This window comes from Novosphingobium olei, assembly GCF_037076535.1.
GTDB classification, from domain to species: domain Bacteria; phylum Pseudomonadota; class Alphaproteobacteria; order Sphingomonadales; family Sphingomonadaceae; genus Novosphingobium; species Novosphingobium olei.
Genome location: NZ_AP029021.1, coordinates 3,916,242 through 3,934,014 on the forward strand (window position 1 = coordinate 3,916,242; position 17,773 = coordinate 3,934,014).

20 protein-coding genes and 1 tRNA gene are annotated in these 17,773 nt (G+C 67.8%); 10 read left to right on the plus strand and 11 right to left on the minus strand.

The window, feature by feature from the left end:
- Positions 1–72: 72 nt before the first annotated feature.
- From AACH40_RS18530 to gpmA, 6 genes are read right to left on the minus strand one after another with little or no spacing between them, the layout of a single operon-like run.
- Positions 73–993, minus strand: coding sequence for a bifunctional riboflavin kinase/FAD synthetase (locus AACH40_RS18530; RefSeq protein WP_338643637.1), 921 nt, complete (start codon positions 991–993; stop codon positions 73–75).
- The gene (locus AACH40_RS18535) at positions 990–2,180 is read right to left on the minus strand and encodes a dipeptidase (protein WP_338643638.1); all 1,191 of its coding nucleotides are present in this window, start codon (positions 2,178–2,180) and stop codon (positions 990–992) included. The genes AACH40_RS18530 and AACH40_RS18535 overlap by 4 nt, the downstream gene beginning before the upstream one ends.
- Positions 2,181–2,186: 6 nt before the next feature.
- On the minus strand, positions 2,187–2,675 hold the full coding sequence (locus AACH40_RS18540) for a dihydrofolate reductase (protein ID WP_338643639.1): 489 nt from the start codon (positions 2,673–2,675) through the stop codon (positions 2,187–2,189).
- A complete protein-coding gene (locus AACH40_RS18545) occupies positions 2,672–3,730 on the minus strand; it encodes a 5-(carboxyamino)imidazole ribonucleotide synthase (RefSeq protein WP_338643640.1) in 1,059 nt (352 codons plus the stop codon). Before AACH40_RS18545 ends, AACH40_RS18540 begins: the two co-directional genes overlap by 4 nt.
- A complete protein-coding gene (purE, locus tag AACH40_RS18550; protein ID WP_169493735.1) occupies positions 3,730–4,215 on the minus strand; it encodes a 5-(carboxyamino)imidazole ribonucleotide mutase in 486 nt (161 codons plus the stop codon). Before purE ends, AACH40_RS18545 begins: the two co-directional genes overlap by 1 nt.
- Positions 4,216–4,245: 30 nt before the next feature.
- A complete protein-coding gene (gene gpmA / locus AACH40_RS18555; protein ID WP_338643641.1) occupies positions 4,246–4,932 on the minus strand; it encodes a 2,3-diphosphoglycerate-dependent phosphoglycerate mutase in 687 nt (228 codons plus the stop codon).
- A 349-nt stretch (positions 4,933–5,281) separates the two neighbouring features.
- On the opposite strand from gpmA, the gene AACH40_RS18560 reads away from it, so the two are divergent.
- Positions 5,282–5,356, plus strand: a tRNA-Thr gene (locus tag AACH40_RS18560).
- 123 nt (positions 5,357–5,479) lie between these two features.
- On the plus strand, positions 5,480–6,439 hold the full coding sequence (locus AACH40_RS18565) for a PAS domain-containing protein (protein ID WP_169493732.1): 960 nt from the start codon (positions 5,480–5,482) through the stop codon (positions 6,437–6,439).
- Positions 6,440–6,448: 9 nt separating this feature from the next.
- Here the strand turns inward: AACH40_RS18565 and AACH40_RS18570 are convergent, their stop codons facing one another.
- A complete protein-coding gene (locus tag AACH40_RS18570; protein WP_338643642.1) occupies positions 6,449–6,739 on the minus strand; it encodes a GNAT family N-acetyltransferase in 291 nt (96 codons plus the stop codon).
- An 89-nt stretch (positions 6,740–6,828) separates the two neighbouring features.
- Here AACH40_RS18570 and AACH40_RS18575 point away from each other — a divergent pair, with 89 nt between their 5' ends.
- Together AACH40_RS18575 and AACH40_RS18580 are read left to right on the plus strand one after the other, a co-directional pair.
- Positions 6,829–7,845 carry a threonine aldolase family protein gene (locus tag AACH40_RS18575; RefSeq protein ID WP_338643643.1) on the plus strand — a complete coding sequence of 339 codons (1,017 nt, stop codon included), beginning with the start codon at positions 6,829–6,831 and terminating at the stop codon, positions 7,843–7,845.
- Between the two features lie 10 nt (positions 7,846–7,855).
- Entirely contained in the window at positions 7,856–8,767 is a 912-nt protein-coding gene (locus tag AACH40_RS18580; RefSeq protein WP_338643644.1) for a DMT family transporter, read from the plus strand.
- Here AACH40_RS18580 and AACH40_RS18585 read toward each other — a convergent pair.
- Positions 8,677–9,525, minus strand: coding sequence for an SDR family NAD(P)-dependent oxidoreductase (locus AACH40_RS18585; protein WP_338643645.1), 849 nt, complete (start codon positions 9,523–9,525; stop codon positions 8,677–8,679). The genes AACH40_RS18580 and AACH40_RS18585 overlap by 91 nt on opposite strands.
- 56 nt (positions 9,526–9,581) lie before the next feature.
- Here AACH40_RS18585 and pepN point away from each other — a divergent pair, with 56 nt between their 5' ends.
- Together pepN and pgeF are read left to right on the plus strand one after the other, a co-directional pair.
- Entirely contained in the window at positions 9,582–12,203 is a 2,622-nt protein-coding gene (gene pepN / locus AACH40_RS18590) for an aminopeptidase N (protein ID WP_338643646.1), read from the plus strand.
- The gene (gene pgeF, locus AACH40_RS18595) at positions 12,200–12,964 is read left to right on the plus strand and encodes a peptidoglycan editing factor PgeF (RefSeq protein ID WP_338643647.1); all 765 of its coding nucleotides are present in this window, start codon (positions 12,200–12,202) and stop codon (positions 12,962–12,964) included. Before pepN ends, pgeF begins: the two co-directional genes overlap by 4 nt.
- Here pgeF and AACH40_RS18600 read toward each other — a convergent pair.
- The 3 genes from AACH40_RS18600 to galE all read right to left on the minus strand — a co-directional run bounded on the left by AACH40_RS18600 (position 12,961) and on the right by galE (position 14,918).
- Entirely contained in the window at positions 12,961–13,575 is a 615-nt protein-coding gene (locus tag AACH40_RS18600) for an HAD-IA family hydrolase (protein WP_338643648.1), read from the minus strand. The genes pgeF and AACH40_RS18600 overlap by 4 nt on opposite strands.
- A 121-nt stretch (positions 13,576–13,696) precedes the next feature.
- Complete coding sequence (ykgO, locus tag AACH40_RS18605; RefSeq protein WP_054122357.1) at positions 13,697–13,822, minus strand: type B 50S ribosomal protein L36; 126 nt, start codon at positions 13,820–13,822, stop codon at positions 13,697–13,699.
- 94 nt (positions 13,823–13,916) lie between these two features.
- Positions 13,917–14,918, minus strand: coding sequence for a UDP-glucose 4-epimerase GalE (gene galE / locus AACH40_RS18610; RefSeq protein ID WP_338643649.1), 1,002 nt, complete (start codon positions 14,916–14,918; stop codon positions 13,917–13,919).
- 165 nt (positions 14,919–15,083) lie between these two features.
- Between galE and AACH40_RS18615 the strand changes: the two genes are divergently transcribed.
- The 4 genes from AACH40_RS18615 to AACH40_RS18630 are packed head-to-tail and all read left to right on the plus strand — an operon-like array spanning position 15,084 to position 17,761.
- On the plus strand, positions 15,084–15,812 hold the full coding sequence (locus AACH40_RS18615; protein WP_338643650.1) for a DUF4136 domain-containing protein: 729 nt from the start codon (positions 15,084–15,086) through the stop codon (positions 15,810–15,812).
- Between the two features lie 60 nt (positions 15,813–15,872).
- On the plus strand, positions 15,873–16,469 hold the full coding sequence (locus AACH40_RS18620; RefSeq protein ID WP_338643651.1) for a DUF4136 domain-containing protein: 597 nt from the start codon (positions 15,873–15,875) through the stop codon (positions 16,467–16,469).
- Positions 16,466–17,596 (plus strand): M14 family metallopeptidase, encoded by a 1,131-nt coding sequence (locus AACH40_RS18625; protein WP_338643652.1) that lies wholly within the window; start codon positions 16,466–16,468, stop codon positions 17,594–17,596. Before AACH40_RS18620 ends, AACH40_RS18625 begins: the two co-directional genes overlap by 4 nt.
- Before the next feature lie 42 nt (positions 17,597–17,638).
- Positions 17,639–17,761, plus strand: a complete 123-nt coding sequence (locus tag AACH40_RS18630) for a hypothetical protein (RefSeq protein WP_338643653.1) — start codon at positions 17,639–17,641, stop codon at positions 17,759–17,761.
- Positions 17,762–17,773: the final 12 nt, after the last annotated feature.

Here is a 17,773-nt window from a genome sequence, read left to right on the forward strand (position 1 = left end):
CGCGCAATTTGGTTCGGATCGCGCCTGGACGTAAGAAAGTGTGAGTGTTTCGCGAAGGCGGCGGAGCAAGGACTAGCCGAGCAGCCGGCGCGCCTCGTCGCAGTCCTTGCCGATCTGTTCGATCAGCGCGTCCAGGCTGTCGTACTTCGCTTCGCCACGCAGGAAGTGGTGGAACGCGACTTCGATCTGCTGGCCATAGAGATCGCCGGAAAAGTCGAAGAAGTGCGGCTCGAGCAGCTCTTTGGGCGGGTCGAACGTGGGGCGGATGCCCATGTTCGCGGCGCCCCTCAGCTCGCGCCCGTCGGGCAGGCGGCCGGTCACCGCATAGATGCCGTAGGCCGGGCGCAGGTAGTTGCTCATGTCGAGGTTGGCGGTCGGGAAGTTCAGCTGCCGCCCCACCTTGTCGCCATGCTGGACGATGCCGCGCACCGTGAACGGGCGGGTCAGCAGGCGCGCGGCGGTGGCGCAATCGCCATGCTGCAGGGCCTCGCGGATGCGGCTCGACGAAACGACCTCGCCGCCTTCCAGCACCGGGCCGACCGCGCGGGTGCGCACGCCGCAGGTGGCGCCGATCTCGGCCAGCACGCGCACGTTGCCGCCACGTCCCTTGCCGAAGGTGAAATCTTCGCCCGTGACCACGCCGGCCGCGCCGAATCGCTCGGCCAGCAGCTTGCACACGAAATCCTGCGCGCTGGTGCCGGCGAGTTCGCCGTCGAAGGCGAAGACCAGCATCGCGGCGGCGCCCGCGGCGGTGAACAGGTCCTCGCGCTGATCGAGCGTGGTCAGGCGGAAGGGCGGGGCATCGGGCTTGAAGTGGCGCACCGGATGCGGATCGAACGTGGCGACGATCGCCGGGCGGCCCTCGCTGCGCGCCCAGGCCACGGCTTCGCCCACCACGGCCTGGTGGCCAAGGTGGAAACCGTCGAAGTTGCCCAGCGCGATGATCGCGCCGCGCAGGGAATCTGGAACCGGGTTGCGCGCGTCGAGCCTCATGGCGCGCTCCCATGCAACGGCATCATGCCCTGACGCAAGACGCGCAGGGCATTGCCGCCCATCAGGGCGCGAATATCATCATCCGAAAAGCCTTGCTCAACCAGCGCCTGCGTCACCTGCTCCAGCTGCGACGTATCGAACCGGGTGGTGGTGGCGCCGTCGAAATCGCTGCCCAGCGCGACGTGGTCGATACCCACCAGATCGCGCACGTGGCGCATCGCCCGGGCGATCGCGCGCGGCGATGTGCTGCACACCGCCGCATCCCAGTATCCGATGCCGACCAGCCCGCCGGTGCGCGCAACGCCGCGGATTTCATCGTCGGTCAGGTTGCGGTTGACGTTGCAGGTGGCCTGCACGCCGCCATGGCTCGACACCACCGGGCGGCGGGCCATCGCCAGCACGTCGGCCACCCCGGCATGGCTGAGGTGGGCGATGTCGACGATCATGCCCTTGTCTTCCATCGCCCGCACGATCTGCCGCCCGAACGGGGTGAGCCCGCCCTTTTTCAGGCCGTGCATCGATCCGGCCAGCTCATCGTCGAAAAAGTGCGTCAGACTGGCCATGCGGAAGCCCGCGGCATAAAGCCGGTCGAGGTTTTCCGCCTTGCCTTCCAGATCGTGCAGCCCTTCGATCGACAGCAGCGCGCCGACGGGCACCTTCTTGCCCTGCCGTGCGGCGATCAGCGCGTCGAGACTGGCGGGGTCGGTCACCTTGCGCAGCGCGCCGCCCGACTGCGCAGCCTGTTCGTCGAGCTTGGTCGCGTGCCACAGCGATCGTTCGGTGAGCGAGGTCCAGGTGCGCGGCGGCTGGGCCTGCGCAATTACCAGCGCGGTGATGTTGTCGCTGTCTGCGCCGTTGGCGTCGTAGTTCTGGCCCCTGGGCGTCTTGGTCACGCTCGAGAACACCTGCAGCGCGACGTTGCCCGCCTCCAACCGGGGCAGGTCGACGTGGCCCTGCTCGGCCTTGTCGTCGATGTTGCGCTGCCACATCAGCGTATCGGCGTGCAGGTCGACAATCTGCAGCGAAGCGTGGAGCGCGCGGGCATGGGCGGACACGGGCAGCAGCGGCTTGCCGTCGATCCGGTTCATGCTGCGCTCGACGATGCCGGGCAGAAGGCCGAACACCACCGCAGCCACCAGCAGGACAAGGAAGATCAGGCCCCAGCCGACGCGCCGCACGATGGTCATTCCGGTTCAGCCCCTCTCCAGCGTGACGAAATCGTACGCGGGCCGTCCATCCGTCGCGGGATGGGCCTCGCGCGCCGTTTCGCGCCATTGCGCGCCGGGATAGGGCATCATCGTGTCACCGGCAAACGCGGCGTGGACTTCGGTCAGTTCGATGCGGGTGACGATGGGCTCGAACAGCGCGAACACTTCCGCGCCGCCGATCACCGCGACATCGCCATCGCCCGCCAGCGCCAGTGCGCCTGCGACATCGTGCGCCACCTCTGCGCCGGGCGCGGCCCATGCGCTGTCGCGCGTCAGCACGATGTGGCGGCGGCCGGGCAGCAGGCCGGGAAGCGAATCGAACGTCTTGCGCCCCATGATCATCGGCAGGCCCATGGTCAGCGCCTTGAACCGCTTGAGATCACTGGGAATCTGCCACGCGAGCCGGCCCTGGTCGCCAATGGTTCCATCGCGCGCACGCGCGAAGATGGAAAAGATCGACCGGCCTTGCGTCACAGCACCAGCCGCGTCACGTGCCCCATCTTGCGGCCCGGCCGCACCGCCGCCTTGCCGTAAAGGTGGAGGTGGTTGGCGGGGTCGGACAGGAGCGCCGGCCAATCGTGCGCGTCGTCGCCGATCAGGTTGTCCATCACCGCGCCTTGCGCTGCGAGCGCGGTCGACCCCAGCGGCAGGCCGCAAATCGCGCGGACGTGGTTTTCGAACTGGCTGGTGAGCGCGCCCTCGATCGTCCAGTGGCCCGAGTTGTGCACGCGCGGCGCCATTTCGTTGAACACCGGCCCCGCCTCGGTGGCGAAGAATTCGAGCGTCAGCACGCCCACGTAATGCAGCGCATCGGCCACCTGCCGCGCCAGCGCGCGCGCCTCTTCCACCTGCGAGAGGATCACCGGCGATGCAGGCACGGTCGAGCGGTCGAGGATGCCGTCCTTGTGCACGTTCTGCGCCGAATCCCAGAACCGCACGTCGCCATCGGCCCCACGCACGAGGATCACCGAGAACTCGGCCCCGAACGTCACGAACCCTTCGTAGATCAGCGGCTTGGTGGGAAGGTCGAGCGCTTGCGCATCGGCCGTGGACATGATCCGCCACTGCCCCTTGCCGTCGTAGCCATCACGCCGGGTCTTGAGGATGCCGGGCGTGCCGATGCGGGCGACGGCATCGAGCAGGTCAGCCTTGCTGTCGACCTTGGCCCACGGGGCGGGGCGGCCGCCCAGCGCTTCGACGAAGGTCTTTTCGTTGACGCGATCCTGCGCCACTTCGAGCGCGCGCGCCGGCGGATGCAGCGGCGCATGCGCCGTCACCGCTTCGAGCGGGGCGGCAGCGACGTTCTCGAATTCGTAGGTAACGACCGCGCAGGTTTCGGCAAAGGCGGAGAGCTTTTCGGTGTCGTCGTAGTGGCCCTGCGTGAACGCGGCGCAGACATCCGCCGCGATCGAATCCGCTTCGGGCGCATAGACGTGGCAGCGATAGCCGAGGTTCGCCGCGGCAAGCGCGATCATCCGGCCAAGCTGGCCGCCGCCGAGGATGCCGATCGTCTCGCCGGGAGGGATCATCAGACCGGCTTCTCCGCCACCGAATCGGTCTGCGCGGTGCGGAACGCGATCAGCCGCTGCGCCAGATCTGCGTCCGAAGTCGCGAGGATCGAGGCGGCGAGGATGCCGGCGTTGGTCGCCCCCGGAACGCCGATGGCGAGCGTCGCGACGGGGATGCCCCCGGGCATCTGGACGATCGAGAGCAGCGAATCCATGCCCTTGAGTGCCTTCGATTCGACCGGCACGCCCAGCACGGGAAGGTGCGTCATCGAGGCGACCATGCCGGGCAGGTGCGCGGCGCCGCCGGCCCCGGCGATGATCACCCGGAACCCTTCGAGGTGCGCGCCCTTGGCGAAGGCGACGAGCCGGTCAGGCGTGCGGTGCGCCGAAACGATGCGGCAATCGTGCGCGACGCCGAGCTTGTCGAGCACGGCGGCGGCGTTCTTCATCGTCTCCCAGTCGGACTGGCTGCCCATGACGATGGCGACTTCAGGCCGATCGCTCATGTCCCTCTTCCCCCCTTGGCGGCCCGACGCTCAGCGCTCGGACAGGTAGTAGCGTTCGACTTCGGCGAGGGCGTCGTCGAGTTCGTAGACGATCGGCTGGCCGGTCGGAATTTCGAGGCCGGTGATGTCCTCGTCCGAAATGCCCGACAGGTGCTTGACCAGCGCGCGCAAGGAATTGCCGTGGGCCGAGACGATCACCGTCTCGCCCGCTTTCAATGCGGGCGCGATCTTTTCGTCCCAGCACGGCAGCACGCGGGCGATGGTGTCCTTCAGGCTTTCGGTCGCGGGCACGGGAATGCCGGCGTAGCGCGGGTCGCCCGACAGGTCGAATTCGCTGCCCTTGTCGAGTGGCGGCGGCGGCGTGTCGAAGCTGCGGCGCCAGACTTTGACCTGCTCGTCACCGTGCTTGGCGGCGGTCTCCGCCTTGTCGAGCCCGGTCAGCCCGCCATAGTGGCGTTCGTTGAGGCGCCAGTCCTTGTCCTCGGGGATCCACAGGCGACCGGCAGCTTCGAGCGCGAAGTGCAGCGTCTTGATCGCGCGGGTCTGCAGCGAGGTGAACGCAACCGTCGGCAGCACGCCCTTGTCCTTGAGCAGCGCGCCCGCGGCGAGGGCTTCGGCCGCGCCCTTCTCGGTCACGTCCACGTCCCACCAGCCGGTGAAGCGGTTTTCGAGGTTCCATTGCGACTGGCCGTGGCGGATCAAAATCAGGCGGGGCATCTTCGCTCCTGGGAAGGACGGACGGATTTGGGCATGCCCCTAACCGCAGGGCATCGCTTTGGGAAGGGATTCAGCCCTCTTGCCGAGGGGCGGATGCCGAATCGGCCTTGCCGTCCAGCGCGCGGGCCTGTGCCTTGCGGCGGCGAAGGTTGTCGCGCAGACGTGCGGCGAGCCGTTCTTCGCGCGTTAGCCTGGAAGGGTCGGCTGGAGGGTTCGCGTCGTTCATCGCGCCAGCTTTGCCGTGCCGGCCGATTTGCTGCAAGGCTGCGCTTGACAAAGCAGCCCCTCGCCGCCAAAGCGCGCCCCTGCCCGCCGCCGGACCACCGGCGCGGTCACTTGGAAATGGTGTGCTGCTGTAGCTCAGTGGTAGAGCGCATCCTTGGTAAGGCTGAGGTCGGGAGTTCAATCCTCCCCAGCAGCACCATTTCCCTCTCGCGGGCTCCGAACTGCCCCTTTTCCTAACCTTGGATATATTTTGCGCCGGTCGCTGCGGTTTTATCTGCGGCAGTCTGAAACCGTTTGTCCGCTACTGGATTGGCACTCCGGAATGCTCACGAAGGCCTCGCTCAGTCCCGAAAGCCTTGCCGCAGTCATGGAGCAGAGCTCCGACTGCGTGAAGTTGCTCGACCAGGACGGGCGGCTGCTATGGATGAATCCCAATGGCCAGTGCGCGATGGAGGTCGAGGACTTCTCGCTGATCGAAGGCCGCGCATGGGAAACGCTCTGGCCCACCGAGGCCGCAGGCACGATCCGCGATTCCTACGCAGAGGCCCAGTCGGGCGGTGCGGCGCGGTTCCAGGCGTTCTGCCCGACCGCGCGCGGTGCCCCGCGCTGGTGGGACGTCAGCGTTTCGATGGTGCGCGATGCCGGCGGCGCGCCGGTCGGCTACCTTTCGGTTTCGCGCGACATTACGCAGAGCGAAAGCGACCGCGAGGCGCTGCGCATCCTCAACGCGGAAATGCGCCATCGGCTCAAGAACAGCTACGCGATGGTGTGCAGCCTGCTGCAGGGCATGGCGCGCGGGGATGCCCACCTGGGCGCTTTCGCCAGCGACATGCAGCAGCGCATCACCGCGCTGTCCACCGCGCAGTCGCTGTTCGACGGCCCCGAAGGCGGCGGCGATATCGCCGGCCTGCTCGATGCGCTGGTGCGGCCGTTCGTCGGAATCTGCGATATCCACATACAGGCCCCGGCCGAACTCGAGGCGGATCGCCGCGTGATCGATGCGATCGCGCTGGTGATCGGCGAGCTGGTGGTCAATTCGACCAAGCACGGCGCCATCGGCCACGGCGGATCGCTGTCGATCGCGGCGAGCGCCGAACAGGCGGGCGGGCCGATCGCGATCACCTGGCAGGAACGATCGAAGCGACAGGTAGAGGCGACGTCGCGCGCCGGCGGTCAGGGCCTTGGCCTGATCGACCGCATCGTGAAGGCGCGCAAGGGCACGCTAGCGATCGACTGGCACGAGAACGGACTCGACGCCCGTCTGGTGCTCAATCCGAAGTAGAGCGCCGGGTCAGGCGCGCAGGTCGGCCCAGTCGGGATGCCGCTTGAACGCGGCGGCGACGTAGCTGCACTGTGGTTCGATCTTCCAGCCGAACTTGCGCGCATCGGCGACAAGCGCCTCGACCAACTTGCCAGCCACGCCGCGCCCGCCGATCGATGGAGGGACCAGCGTATGGTCGGCGACGAGCACGTCGCCCTGGCGCAGGTAGGTGAGGCGCCCGATGTCCTCGGCCCCTTCGACGCGCGCATGGTATTCGCCGCGGGCCCCCTGATCGAGATGGTTGATGGTGACGTCTGTCATGGCCTGCGCTCCTTGCCTGCGACCCTTGTTGGTCATGCGATTATCGTGCGTGCTTGACCGGCAACGCCGTGCATCCCAAGCGGTATCCCATGAAATTCTTCTCCGACAACGCCGCCGCCGTCCATCCCCGCGTGTGGCAGGCGCTGCACGATGCCGATCAGGCCGATGCCGCCTATGACAACGACGCGCTCAGCCAGAAGCTGGACGAGGCGTTCGAGGCGCTGTTCGGCACCGAATGCACCGCGCTGTGGGTGGCGACCGGCACGGCGGCCAACTGCCTGGCGCTTGCCGCGATGGTCCCGCCGCACGGGGGCGTGGTCTGCCATCGCGAGGCGCACATCGAAGTGGACGAAGGTGGGGCGCCGGGCTTCTTCACTCATGGCGCCAAGCTGCTGCTGGCCGAGGGTGAGGGCGCGAAGCTGACGCCCGATGCCGTGCGCGCGGTAATCGATCCGATCCGCAACGACGTCCACCAGGTGCAGCCGCACGCGATCTCGATCACGCAGGCGAGCGAATATGGCCGCGCCTATGCCCCGCGCGAAGTTGCGGCGTTGGGCAGCCTTGCCGCGGAGCGTGGGCTCGGTCTGCACATGGATGGCGCGCGCTTCGCCAATGCAGTGGCGCATCTTGGCTGCCGTCCGGCCGAAGTTACCTGCGAGGCGGGTGTTTCGGCGCTGTCGTTCGGCTTCGTCAAGAACGGGGGCATGAACGCCGAAGCGCTGGTGTTCTTCGAGCCGGGCCTTGCCGACGTGGTGCGCTATCGCCGCAAGCGCGCCGGGCATCTGCAATCCAAGGGGCGCTATCTCGCGGCGCAGGTCCTCGCGATGCTCGAAGGCGATCTGTGGCTCGACAACGCGCGGTCGGCCAATGCCGCGGCGCAGGAACTCGCAGGCGCAGCCGGTGCGCGGCTGATACAGCCGGTGGAAGCGAACGAGGTGTTCGTGGTGCTGTCGCCCGCCGAACAGGACGCGCTGCGCGCGCAGGGCTTCGATTTCTATGACTGGCCGGCACCCGCCGGCGCGCAGGGTGCGGCCCGGCTGGTGACGGCGTGGAACAGCGATGCCGGCCACGTCGCGGCGCTGGCACGCGCGATCGCCGCGCTGTGAGACGGCCCTCATGACCGCGCCGGGCGAGCACGGCTGGACGCCGCGCGCGATCGGCGGCTTCGCGCTGATCACGCTGGTCTGGGGATCGACCTGGCTGGTGATCAAGGACCAGGTGGGGAGCGTGCCGCCAAGCTGGTCGGTGGTGTGGCGCTTCACGCTCGCCTGTGCCGGCATGTTCGTGCTGGCGCTGGTGCGGGGCGATTCGCTGCGGCTGGGGCGCGCGGGGCAGCGGCTTGCGCTGGTCGTCGGCGTGCTGCAGTTCTGCCTGAACTTCCAGTTCGTCTACCGCGCCGAGCAGTTCCTCACCTCGGGCATCGTCGCGGTGCTCTTCGCGCTGCTGATGGTGCCCAACGCGCTTTTGGCGCGCAGCTTCCTTGGGCAGGCGATCACGCGCGGCTTCCTCGTCGGCTCGGCCATCGCGCTGTCGGGCATCGCCCTGCTGCTGCTCCACGAATATCGCCTCGCCCCGCCGGGCGCGCAGGTGCCGCTCGGCGTTGCCTTCACGATCATCGGGCTGATGAGCGCATCAGGGGCGAACGTGCTGCAGGCGGGGCGCGAGGCGCATCGGCATTCGCTGGTGGCACTGCTTGCCTGGGCCATGCTGTGGGGCGTGCTTGCCGACCTTGCCGTGGCGCTGCTGCTCTACGGTCCACCGCAGTTCGAACCGCGCGCGGGCTATTTCGGAGGCATCGCCTACCTCGCGCTGATGGGTTCGGTGCTGACCTTCCCGATCTATGCCCGGCTGCTGCGCGATCTGGGGCCCGGCCGCGCCGCCTATTCCAGCGTGATCATCCCGGTGGTGGCGATGCTGCTGTCGACGCTGTTCGAAGGCTACGAATGGTCCGTGCTGGCAGCGGCGGGTTCGGTGCTGGTGGCGGCGGGGCTGGTCGTGGCGCTGAGGGCGCGCAGGCCCGCGCGGTAGTCGGGATAGGCGGGCGCCCAGCCGAGCAGCCGCTTGGCCTTGCCGTTGGCGACGCGCCGGTTCTCGGCATAGAAGGCCAGCGCCATGGGTGAAAGCTGCGCTTCCTCCAGCGTCTGCATGGGCGGAGGCGTCTGCCCGAGGATGCGCACGGCTTCCTCGATCACCGCGTTCTGGCTGGACGGCGCATCGTCGGCAAGGTTGTAGACGCCCGGCGGACCTGAAAGCGCGGCGACCACGCCCGAGACGATGTCGTCCACATGGACACGGCTGAACACCTGATCGGGCAGGGCGATGCGATGGGCGCGGCCTTCCGCCACGCGATCCAGCGCGCTGCGACCCGGGCCATAGATGCCGGGCAAGCGGAACACGCGCACCCGCTCGCCCAGCTCCTGCCAAGCGCGATCGGCCTCTGCCCGCGCCGAGCGGCGGCCCCCGCCGATGGGCGTTGCTTCGTCCACCCAGGCGCCACCCGCATCGCCATAGACTCCGGTAGACGAAAGGTAGCCGATCCACTTGCCCGGCCAGTCGCGCAGCGCCGGGCCATAGCCTTCGAGCACGGGCTCGGTGCCGGCGCGGTCGGGCGGAACCGAGGACAGCACGTGGCTCGCCTTTGCGAGCGCGGCCAGCACCGCATCGCGGTCTGCAAAGGCCAGATCGCCGCCGCGTCCTGTGCCGCGCACCATCCAGCCAAGGTCGCGCAGGCGGCGTGCCAGCCGGCCTGCGGTGTAGCCCATCCCGAAAATCAGCATGTTTTGCATGCGATGGACCTTATCCCGAATTGCCCCTGCGGCAACCGCTCCCTAAGTCAGGGGCGATGAACGATCTTTCGAACACGCCCCTCGCCCCCGCTCCGGCGCCCGTGATCAACCGCGCGGACTATCGCCCGCCCGCCTGGCTGGTGCCCGAGATCGCGCTCGATTTCGCCCTTTCGCTCGATGCGACGCGGGTGAAGAGCACGCTGAAGGTGGAGCGCAACGCGGCGGCGGACGGCGGCGCGACGCTTCGGCTCAATGGTGATGGGCTGGTCGCGCAGGAAGTGCTGGTCGATGGGCAGGCGCACAACGATTGGCGCATGGAAGGCGGCGACCTGCTGATCGACCTGCCGGGCGATGCGCACGAAATCGCGGTCGAAACGGTGATCAACCCTGCGGCCAATACCCAGCTTTCGGGGCTCTATGCCTCGAACGGCATGCTCTGCACCCAGTGCGAGGCGGAAGGTTTCCGCCGCATCGCCTTCTTCCCCGATCGGCCGGACGTGCTCTCGGTCTATTCGGTGCGCATGGCGGGCGACAAGTCGGCCTTCCCGGTGCTGCTGTCGAACGGCAACCCGGTGGCCGCAGGCGACACTGCGGACGGCACCCACTGGGCCGAATGGCACGATCCCTGGCCCAAGCCTTCGTACCTGTTCGCGCTGGTGGCGGGTGACCTGGTGGCGACGCGCGACCAGTTCGTCACGCGTTCGGGCCGCACGGTGGATCTCGCCATCTACGTCCGCGCGGGCGACGAGACGCGCACCGGCCATGCGATGCGCAGCCTGATCGCCTCGATGAATTGGGACGAGGAGGTCTATGGCCGCGAATACGACCTCGACCTTTTCAACATCGTCGCCGTGGCGGATTTCAACGCCGGCGCGATGGAGAACAAGGGGCTGAACATCTTCAACACCCGCTACATCCTCGCCGACCCGGAAACCGCGACCGACGCGGACTACGACGCGATCGAGGGCGTGGTCGCGCACGAATACTTCCACAACTGGTCGGGCAACCGCGTCACCTGTCGCGACTGGTTCCAGCTGAGCCTGAAGGAAGGCTTCACCGTGCTGCGCGACCAGCAGTTCAGCGCCGACATGGGCAGCGCCCCGGTCAAGCGGATAGAGGATGTGCGCATCCTGCGCGCGGCGCAGTTCCCCGAGGATTCGGGGCCGCTCGCGCACCCGATCCGGCCCGATTCCTATCAGGAAATCAGCAACTTCTATACCGCGACGGTCTACAACAAGGGCGCCGAGGTCATCCGCATGATGACCGTGCTGGCAGGGCTCGACCGCTTCCGGAAGGGAACCGACCTCTATTTCGAGCGCCACGACGGCGAAGCGGCGACGTGCGAGGATTTCGTCAAGGCGATCGAGGACGGGGCGGGGCTGGACTTGGCCCAATTCCGCCGCTGGTATGCGCAGGCGGGCACGCCGCGTGTCGACGTCTCGCTGGTCCACGAAGGCGAGACCGCCACGCTGACCCTGCGCCAGACGGTGCCGCCGACCCCCGGCCAGCCCGAGAAGCTGCCGATGGTGATCCCGCTGCGCACCGCGCTGTTCGATCGCGCCACCGGAAAGCATCGCGGCGAGGAGCTGCTCGTGCTGACCGAGGCGGAGCAAAGCTGGACGTTCGACGGCTTTGCGCAGGCACCGGTGCTGTCGATCAATCGCGGCTTTTCGGCGCCAGTGGCGATCCGCTCGTCCTCCTCGAACGAGGATCTGGTGTTCCTCGCCGAGCATGACGACGATCCCTTCGCGCGCTACGAAGCGATGCAGCAGCTGGTCGTCCAGCATCTCGTTGCGGCGGTCGAGGGGCAGCTGTCCGATGCCGAGCGCGACGCGGGCCGCCGGGCGATCGGCGATGCCATCGCTGCCGTCCTGGCCGACCCCGCGCTCGACGACCTGATGCGTGGCGAACTGCTGATCCTGCCGGGCGAATCCTACCTCGCCGAGCAGATCCCGGCGGTCGACCCGAGCCGCGTCCATGACGAGCGCGAGGCGTTGAAGGGCTGGCTCGGCACGACACTCGGCGCGGCCTGGCGCGATCTGCACGACCGCTGTTCGGCGGTGCCCTACAGCCTTGCGGCGGAGGCGCGCGGCGCCCGCAAGCTCAAGACGCTGGCGCTGGTCTTCCTTGCCGCCGCCGATGCCGGCGAAGCCGCGCGGCGCGCCAAGGCGCAGTACGATGCGGCCGACAACATGACCGACCGGCAGGGCGCGCTGATGGTGCTGTGCGGGCTCGAAACGCCCGAGCGGGCCACTGCGCTGGCCGATTTCCACGATCGCTTCGCCGGCAACATGCTGGTGATCGACAAGTGGTTCTCGCTTCAGGCGGGATCGCTGCATCCCAACGCCATCGACCACGTGAAGGCGCTGGCCGAACATCCCGACTTCACGCTGACCAACCCCAACCGGGTGCGTGCGCTGTACATCACCTTCGCCGCCAACGCGGGCGCGTTCCATGCCGCGGATGGCGAAGGCTACAAGCTGCTGGCGGACCTGATCCTCCAGCTCGATCCGATCAACGGCAATGTCGCGGCGCGCTGCGTTCCGCCGCTCGGCCGCTGGCGCAAGGTGGAGCCGGGCCGTGCCAAACTGATGCGCGAACAGCTGGAACGCATCGCGGCGGTGCCCGATCTTTCGCGTGATGTGCGCGAACAGGTGACGCGGAGCCTGGAAGGGTGAACCAACCGGTCGAGGTGCTGACGCATGCCGCGCTCGCCGGAGCGGCGCACGGCTTCCTCGGCCGCAAGGGCGGTGTCAGCGAAGGCGTGGTTGGAGGGCTCAATGTCAGCTTTTCCGAGGACGATCCGGCGAACACCGCCGAGAACCGCCGCCGCGTGGTTGCGGCCGTGGCGCCGGACGCGCGGCTTGTGTGCTGCTACCAGGTGCATTCGGCCGACGCGGTGACGGTGGCCGAGCCGTGGGGTGACGATGCGCGGCCCCATGCCGATGCGCTGGTGACCGACCGGCCGGGGGTGCTGCTCGGCATCCTGACCGCAGATTGCGCGCCGGTGCTGTTCCACGATCCGCGCGCGGGCGTGGTCGGCGCGGCGCATGCCGGGTGGAAAGGCGCGATCGGCGGCGTTACCGACGCCACCGTTGCAGCAATGGAAGCGCTCGGCGCGCGCCGGGAAGACATCGCCGCCGTGGTCGGCCCCTGCATCGCGCAGCGCAGCTATGAAGTCGACGACGGCTTCGAGCGGCGCCTTCTGGAAGCGGATGCCGCCAACCAGCGCTTCTTTCGCGCCGGGCGGCCGGACCATGCCTGGTTCGATCTCGAAGGCTATGTCGCCGAACGCCTGCGCGCAGGTGGCGTCGGCAGCGTCGGCATGCTGGGCGAGGATACTTACGCGCAAGACGACCGGTTCTATTCGTTCCGCCGCGCGACGCATCGCGGCGAAGCGAGCTACGGGCGGCAGATTTCGGTGATCGGCCTGCGTTAGGCGATCAGGCCGCGCCGCACCAAGTCCGCCTCCAACGCGGCGGCATCCCCCGTGAAGTGATGGACCTGCCAGCCGAGTGCGACGGCAGCGGCGATGTTGGCGGCATTGTCGTCGATGAACAGCATCGCCTGCGGTGTGTGGCCGAAGCGGGCGGCGGCCAGTTCGAAGATCGCGGCGTCGGGCTTCACCAGCCTTTCGGTGCCCGACACGACGATGTCAGCGAAGTGGTCGAGGATCGGGAACGTCGGGCGGAACAGCGCAAAGGCATCGGCACCGAAATTGGTGATCGAGAACTGCGGGACGCGTGCGGCGGTCAGCCGTTCGACGAGCGGGTGCGTGCCGTCGATCGGGCCGGGGACCGCATCGAGCCAGTGGGTGGCGTAGCGCTCGATCAGCGCCGCGTGCTCGGGAAACTCGGCCGTGCGCTGCGCCACCATCTCGGGCCAGGGGACACCCGCATCATGCTGGCCGTGCCATTCCTCGGTCACCACGGTGGCGACGAAGGCCGCGCGCTCTGCCGGATCGGGGATGACGTCGCGATAGATGCGGGACAGGTCCCACTGCACCAGCACCCGGCCGATGTCCCAGACCACGGCATCAACATCAGCCACCGGCAAACTCTCCAGCAAAAGCGGACGCACAAACGAAAGCGCCCCCGCCGATGGCGAGGGCTTCGTGCCTCATGCAAGGCATCAGCGCTGCGCCGGCCCCGCGAACGGAGCCGGTCCGCAATCAGCCCTGGCGGGCCTTGAAGCGCTTCTGGGTCTTGTTGATGACGTAAGTGCGGCCGCGACGACGGATCACGCGGTTGTCCCGGTGACGATCCTTGAGCGACTTCAGGCTGTTGCGAATCTTCATGTCCGAATCCCTTTGCCCGAAGCGACCGGGCCGAAAATTGAAGCCGCGCCGTTACCGGGGGGCTGGTGATAAGTCAACTGCGGCGGGCGATGAGTCAGGCCTCGCCGCGAATCTCGGTCAGCTTGCGCTCCCAGGCGAGCGCGTGCGTCACGATCGTTTCGAGATCGGCATACTGCGGCACCCACGGCAGCGTCTCCCTGATCCGCCGGTTGTCCGAGATCAGCGAATCGGGATCGCCCGCGCGGCGGCCTTCCATGCGGCGTTCGATCGTGCGGTTGGTGACGCGATCGACCGCGTCGAGCACTTCGAGCACCGAAAAGCCCCGGCCATAGCCGCAATTCATGGTGAGCGAGCGTTCGGGCTGTTCGATCAGCCCTTCCAGCGCCAGCACGTGCGCCGCGGCAAGGTCCGACACGTGGATGTAATCGCGCACCCCGGTGCCATCCGGCGTGGCGTAGTCGGTGCCGAACACGCCGACGCTGTCGCGCTTGCCCAGCGCCGCCTCCACCGCGACCTTGATCAGGTGTGTTGCGCCTGCCGTGGACTGGCCCGTCCGGGCCTGCGGATCGGCGCCGGCAACGTTGAAATAGCGCAGCGCGCAGTAGTTCAGCGGATGGGCCCTGGCCGTATCCGCCAGCATGATCTCGGTCATCAGCTTGGACATGCCGTAGGGATTGATCGGCTGCTTGGGGCTGTCCTCGGTCACCGGCGAGACTTCGGGGATGCCATAGGTCGCCGCGGTGGACGAGAAGATGAAGTGCTTCACGCCGCCGCGTACCGCCGCGTCGATCAGCGCGCGGCTCTTGGCGGTGTTGTTGTGATAATACTTGAGCGGGTTTTCGACCGATTCAGGAACGATGATCGAGCCGGCGAAATGCATCACGGCCTGCGTGCCCTGCTCGGCAAAGATCCGGGCCAGCAGCGCGCCATCCTCGATGTCGCCCTCGTAAAGGGGAACGCCGTCGGGTATGGCGAAGCGGAAGCCGGTGGTCAGATTGTCGATCACGGCGACCGGCCAGCCGGCATCCTTGAGGGCGAGGACCGCGTGGCTGCCGATATAGCCTGCGCCGCCTGTAACAAGGACTGGTACCTTCATCTGCCGAATCACCTTCGATTGCCGCGATTCCTTTCGCACTAGCAGCATAAAGCGCCGCTTAAAGCGACGAAGGGAAACCTGCCATTTCGCGTTCAGGACAGTGACAGCGCTCGAGGGGCACGAGCGACCACGCGGGATCGCACCCACAGACGGAACCAGACAACGATGAGCAGCCGTGCCGCACTTTCCCTCCTTCTCCTTGGCCTGCCCTCGCTGGCGCTGGCGCAACCCTATTTTGGCGATGGACCAATGGGATCGCGCTGGGACCGCATGGATCGGCTCGACCGGGGCGCGCGGCAGGGGATCGAGCCTTCGAAGAAGGTCGAAGTTACCGCCTATCGCGCGGCGGATGCCGGAGACCGTCTGGGCAAGGGACGCATCGTCGTTGCCGCGCTGACCGCGGGCGAAGATGCATCGGATGCGGACTGGAAGCTGCCGGTCTACGAAGCGGCCGTGGTCGATCAGCTTGCGGGCCGGGGTTATGACACCGCCAACGCGCAGGATCCCGGGCAGGTGGTGCAGGTGGGCGTCAGCCACCGTGTCGTGCTGCCGGCCGAAGAGCCGCACAAGCCGGTCAGCGGTTCGATGACGACATACGTGTCCAATCGCGGCAGCGGCTATGGCCTGGCGCTAAATGTCGATTTGTCCAAGCCGAAGAAGGCCATCGTCGAAACGCGGCTCGATGTGCGCATCCGCGACAAGGCGAGCGGGGCGACGCTGTGGGAAGGCCACGCCGAAGCGCAGAATCGCGAAGGCGACGACGGCCTGGACAATGGCGCGGTGGCCGGACGGCTGGCCTCGGCATTGTTTGCCAAGTTCCCGGAGGGCAAGGTGGTCGATGCGGCCAATATCGGCATGGCGCCGCCGCCGCCCGCCCCGGCCGATGCCCAATGACATTGCGGGCCAGCGGTTAGGCCCCATATCCTTCACGATCGCTTCGTGAAGGATATCGCCATGCGTCGTTTCCTGTCCTCTGCCGTGGCCTTGGCCGCCGTGCTGGCATTGGCTGGCCCCGCGCTGGCCGCGCCGGTCGAGGTTACCCGCTTCCACACCCCCGAGACCGTTGCCCTGCTCGGCAAGGGCGCCGTGTTCGTGACCGGTGCACCCGGGACCGATCCGCAATCGCTGCAGGCGGCGCCTTGGGTCGATGCGGTCGCGCGCGAGCTTGGCGCGCAGGGCTTCGGCTTTGCCACTGCGGGCGCAGCGGACAGGATCGTCGAGGTGCGATTCGACCAGGAAACGGTGCGACAGGGCCGTGAACGCGGACCGGTGTCGGTCGGAGTGGGCGGCGCAACCGGCGGCTGGAACAGCGGCGTCGGCCTGGGGCTCGGCTTCAATCTCGGCGGTGGGCCCAAGGATGTCGTCCACACCCGGCTGGGCGTGGTGATCCGCGACCGCGCGACCGGCCGCGCGCTGTGGGAAGGCCGGGCGGAAAGCGCCGAAAAGGCCGGGTCGGCCAGCGGGCGGACCGATGTCCTGTCGCGGCGAATGGCCCACGGGCTGTTCCAAGGGTTTCCCGGCCGCTCGGGTGACACTATTAAGGTGAAATGACGATCCATATCGACGCCGCCTTCGACAGCGGGAACATCGAAGTCCTGTCCATCGACGGCGCCACTGCGACGCTGGCGATTCGCAAGGACCTCCAGTCCGATTTCTTCCAGTGGTTCCACTTCCGCGTTTCCGGCGCCGAAGGCCGGCAGCTGGTATTGCGCATCACCGGCCTTGCTGCGTCGGCCTATCCGGGCGGCTGGCCGGGATATCGCGCGGTGGTGAGCGAGGACCGCGAATTCTGGGGCCGGACCGATACGTCCTATGATGCGGCCGAGGACGGCGGCACGCTGACGATCCGCCACACCCCGTCGGGCCCCGCCTCGTTCGCCTATTTCGCGCCCTACTCGCTCGAACGCCACGCCGATCTCGTCGCGCAGACCGCGCAGTGCGAGGGGGTGTCGCATCGCGTCCTTGGGCAGAGCCTCGATGGCCGGCCGATCGATTGCCTGGAATTCGGTGAAGGTCCCAAGCAGGTGTGGCTCTACGCGCGCCAGCATCCGGGCGAATCGATGGCCGAATGGTGGATGGAAGGCGCGCTCGACCTGCTGACCGACCCGGCCGATCCGCATGGCCGCGCCTTGCGCCAGCGCTGCACCTTCCATGTCGTGCCCAACATGAACCCGGACGGATCGGTGCGCGGCCACCTGCGCACCAATGCGGTCGGCGTAAATCTCAATCGCGAATGGGCCGAGCCGAGCGCCGACCGCTCGCCCGAAGTGCTCTGCGTGCTCGAAGCGATGAAGGAGAGCGGAGTCGACTTCGCGATGGATGTCCATGGAGACGAGGCCATTCCCCACGTGTTCCTGGCCGGTTTCGAAGGGATCCCCGGCTGGACCGAGGCGCAGGGCGAGGGCTATCGCCGCTATCGCGCCATCCTGGAACGCCGCACGCCGGATTTCCAGACCAGGCGCGGTTACCCCGAGGCACGGCCGGGCACGGCCAACCTCGCGATGTCGACCAACCAGCTGGCCGAGCGCTTCGGCGCCGTGGCGATGACGCTGGAGATGCCGTTCAAGGACAACGATGATCTGCCCTGTGCGGCGCAGGGGTGGAGCCCGGAGCGGTCGAAGCTGCTGGCGCGCGATTGCCTTGCCGCGCTGCACGAATGGCTGGTCGAGCGGGGCTGATCTTTACGCCCCGTTAACGCGCTGGGGTGCATGTCTGCGGACATGGCCCATGCGATCGCCCTTCGTCACGTTCCGGCGCTGCCCGTCACCAACTGGCTGCGCAGTGCCATCGTGCTGTCCTGCGCGGCAGCGCTGATCCTGGCCGACAAGGCACTGCCTTTCTGATTCGGGTGCGGT

Excerpts from the sequence above, each read along its gene's own strand:
- AACH40_RS18530 (WP_338643637.1), bottom strand. The coding sequence starts at position 993 with ATGAGGCTCGACGCGCGCAACCCGGTTCCAGATTCCCTGCGCGGCGCG.
- AACH40_RS18535 (WP_338643638.1), bottom strand. The coding sequence starts at position 2,180 with ATGACCATCGTGCGGCGCGTCGGCTGGGGCCTGATCTTCCTTGTCCTG.
- AACH40_RS18545 (WP_338643640.1), bottom strand. The coding sequence starts at position 3,730 with ATGATCCCTCCCGGCGAGACGATCGGCATCCTCGGCGGCGGCCAGCTT.
- purE (WP_169493735.1), bottom strand. The coding sequence starts at position 4,215 with ATGAGCGATCGGCCTGAAGTCGCCATCGTCATGGGCAGCCAGTCCGAC.
- gpmA (WP_338643641.1), bottom strand. The coding sequence starts at position 4,932 with ATGCCCCGCCTGATTTTGATCCGCCACGGCCAGTCGCAATGGAACCTC.
- AACH40_RS18565 (WP_169493732.1), top strand. The coding sequence starts at position 5,480 with ATGCTCACGAAGGCCTCGCTCAGTCCCGAAAGCCTTGCCGCAGTCATG.
- AACH40_RS18570 (WP_338643642.1), bottom strand. The coding sequence starts at position 6,739 with ATGACAGACGTCACCATCAACCATCTCGATCAGGGGGCCCGCGGCGAA.
- AACH40_RS18575 (WP_338643643.1), top strand. The coding sequence starts at position 6,829 with ATGAAATTCTTCTCCGACAACGCCGCCGCCGTCCATCCCCGCGTGTGG.
- AACH40_RS18580 (WP_338643644.1), top strand. The coding sequence starts at position 7,856 with ATGACCGCGCCGGGCGAGCACGGCTGGACGCCGCGCGCGATCGGCGGC.
- AACH40_RS18585 (WP_338643645.1), bottom strand. The coding sequence starts at position 9,525 with ATGCAAAACATGCTGATTTTCGGGATGGGCTACACCGCAGGCCGGCTG.
- pepN (WP_338643646.1), top strand. The coding sequence starts at position 9,582 with ATGAACGATCTTTCGAACACGCCCCTCGCCCCCGCTCCGGCGCCCGTG.
- ykgO (WP_054122357.1), bottom strand. The coding sequence starts at position 13,822 with ATGAAGATTCGCAACAGCCTGAAGTCGCTCAAGGATCGTCACCGGGAC.
- galE (WP_338643649.1), bottom strand. The coding sequence starts at position 14,918 with ATGAAGGTACCAGTCCTTGTTACAGGCGGCGCAGGCTATATCGGCAGC.
- AACH40_RS18615 (WP_338643650.1), top strand. The coding sequence starts at position 15,084 with ATGAGCAGCCGTGCCGCACTTTCCCTCCTTCTCCTTGGCCTGCCCTCG.
- AACH40_RS18620 (WP_338643651.1), top strand. The coding sequence starts at position 15,873 with ATGCGTCGTTTCCTGTCCTCTGCCGTGGCCTTGGCCGCCGTGCTGGCA.
- AACH40_RS18625 (WP_338643652.1), top strand. The coding sequence starts at position 16,466 with ATGACGATCCATATCGACGCCGCCTTCGACAGCGGGAACATCGAAGTC.
- AACH40_RS18630 (WP_338643653.1), top strand. The coding sequence starts at position 17,639 with ATGGCCCATGCGATCGCCCTTCGTCACGTTCCGGCGCTGCCCGTCACC.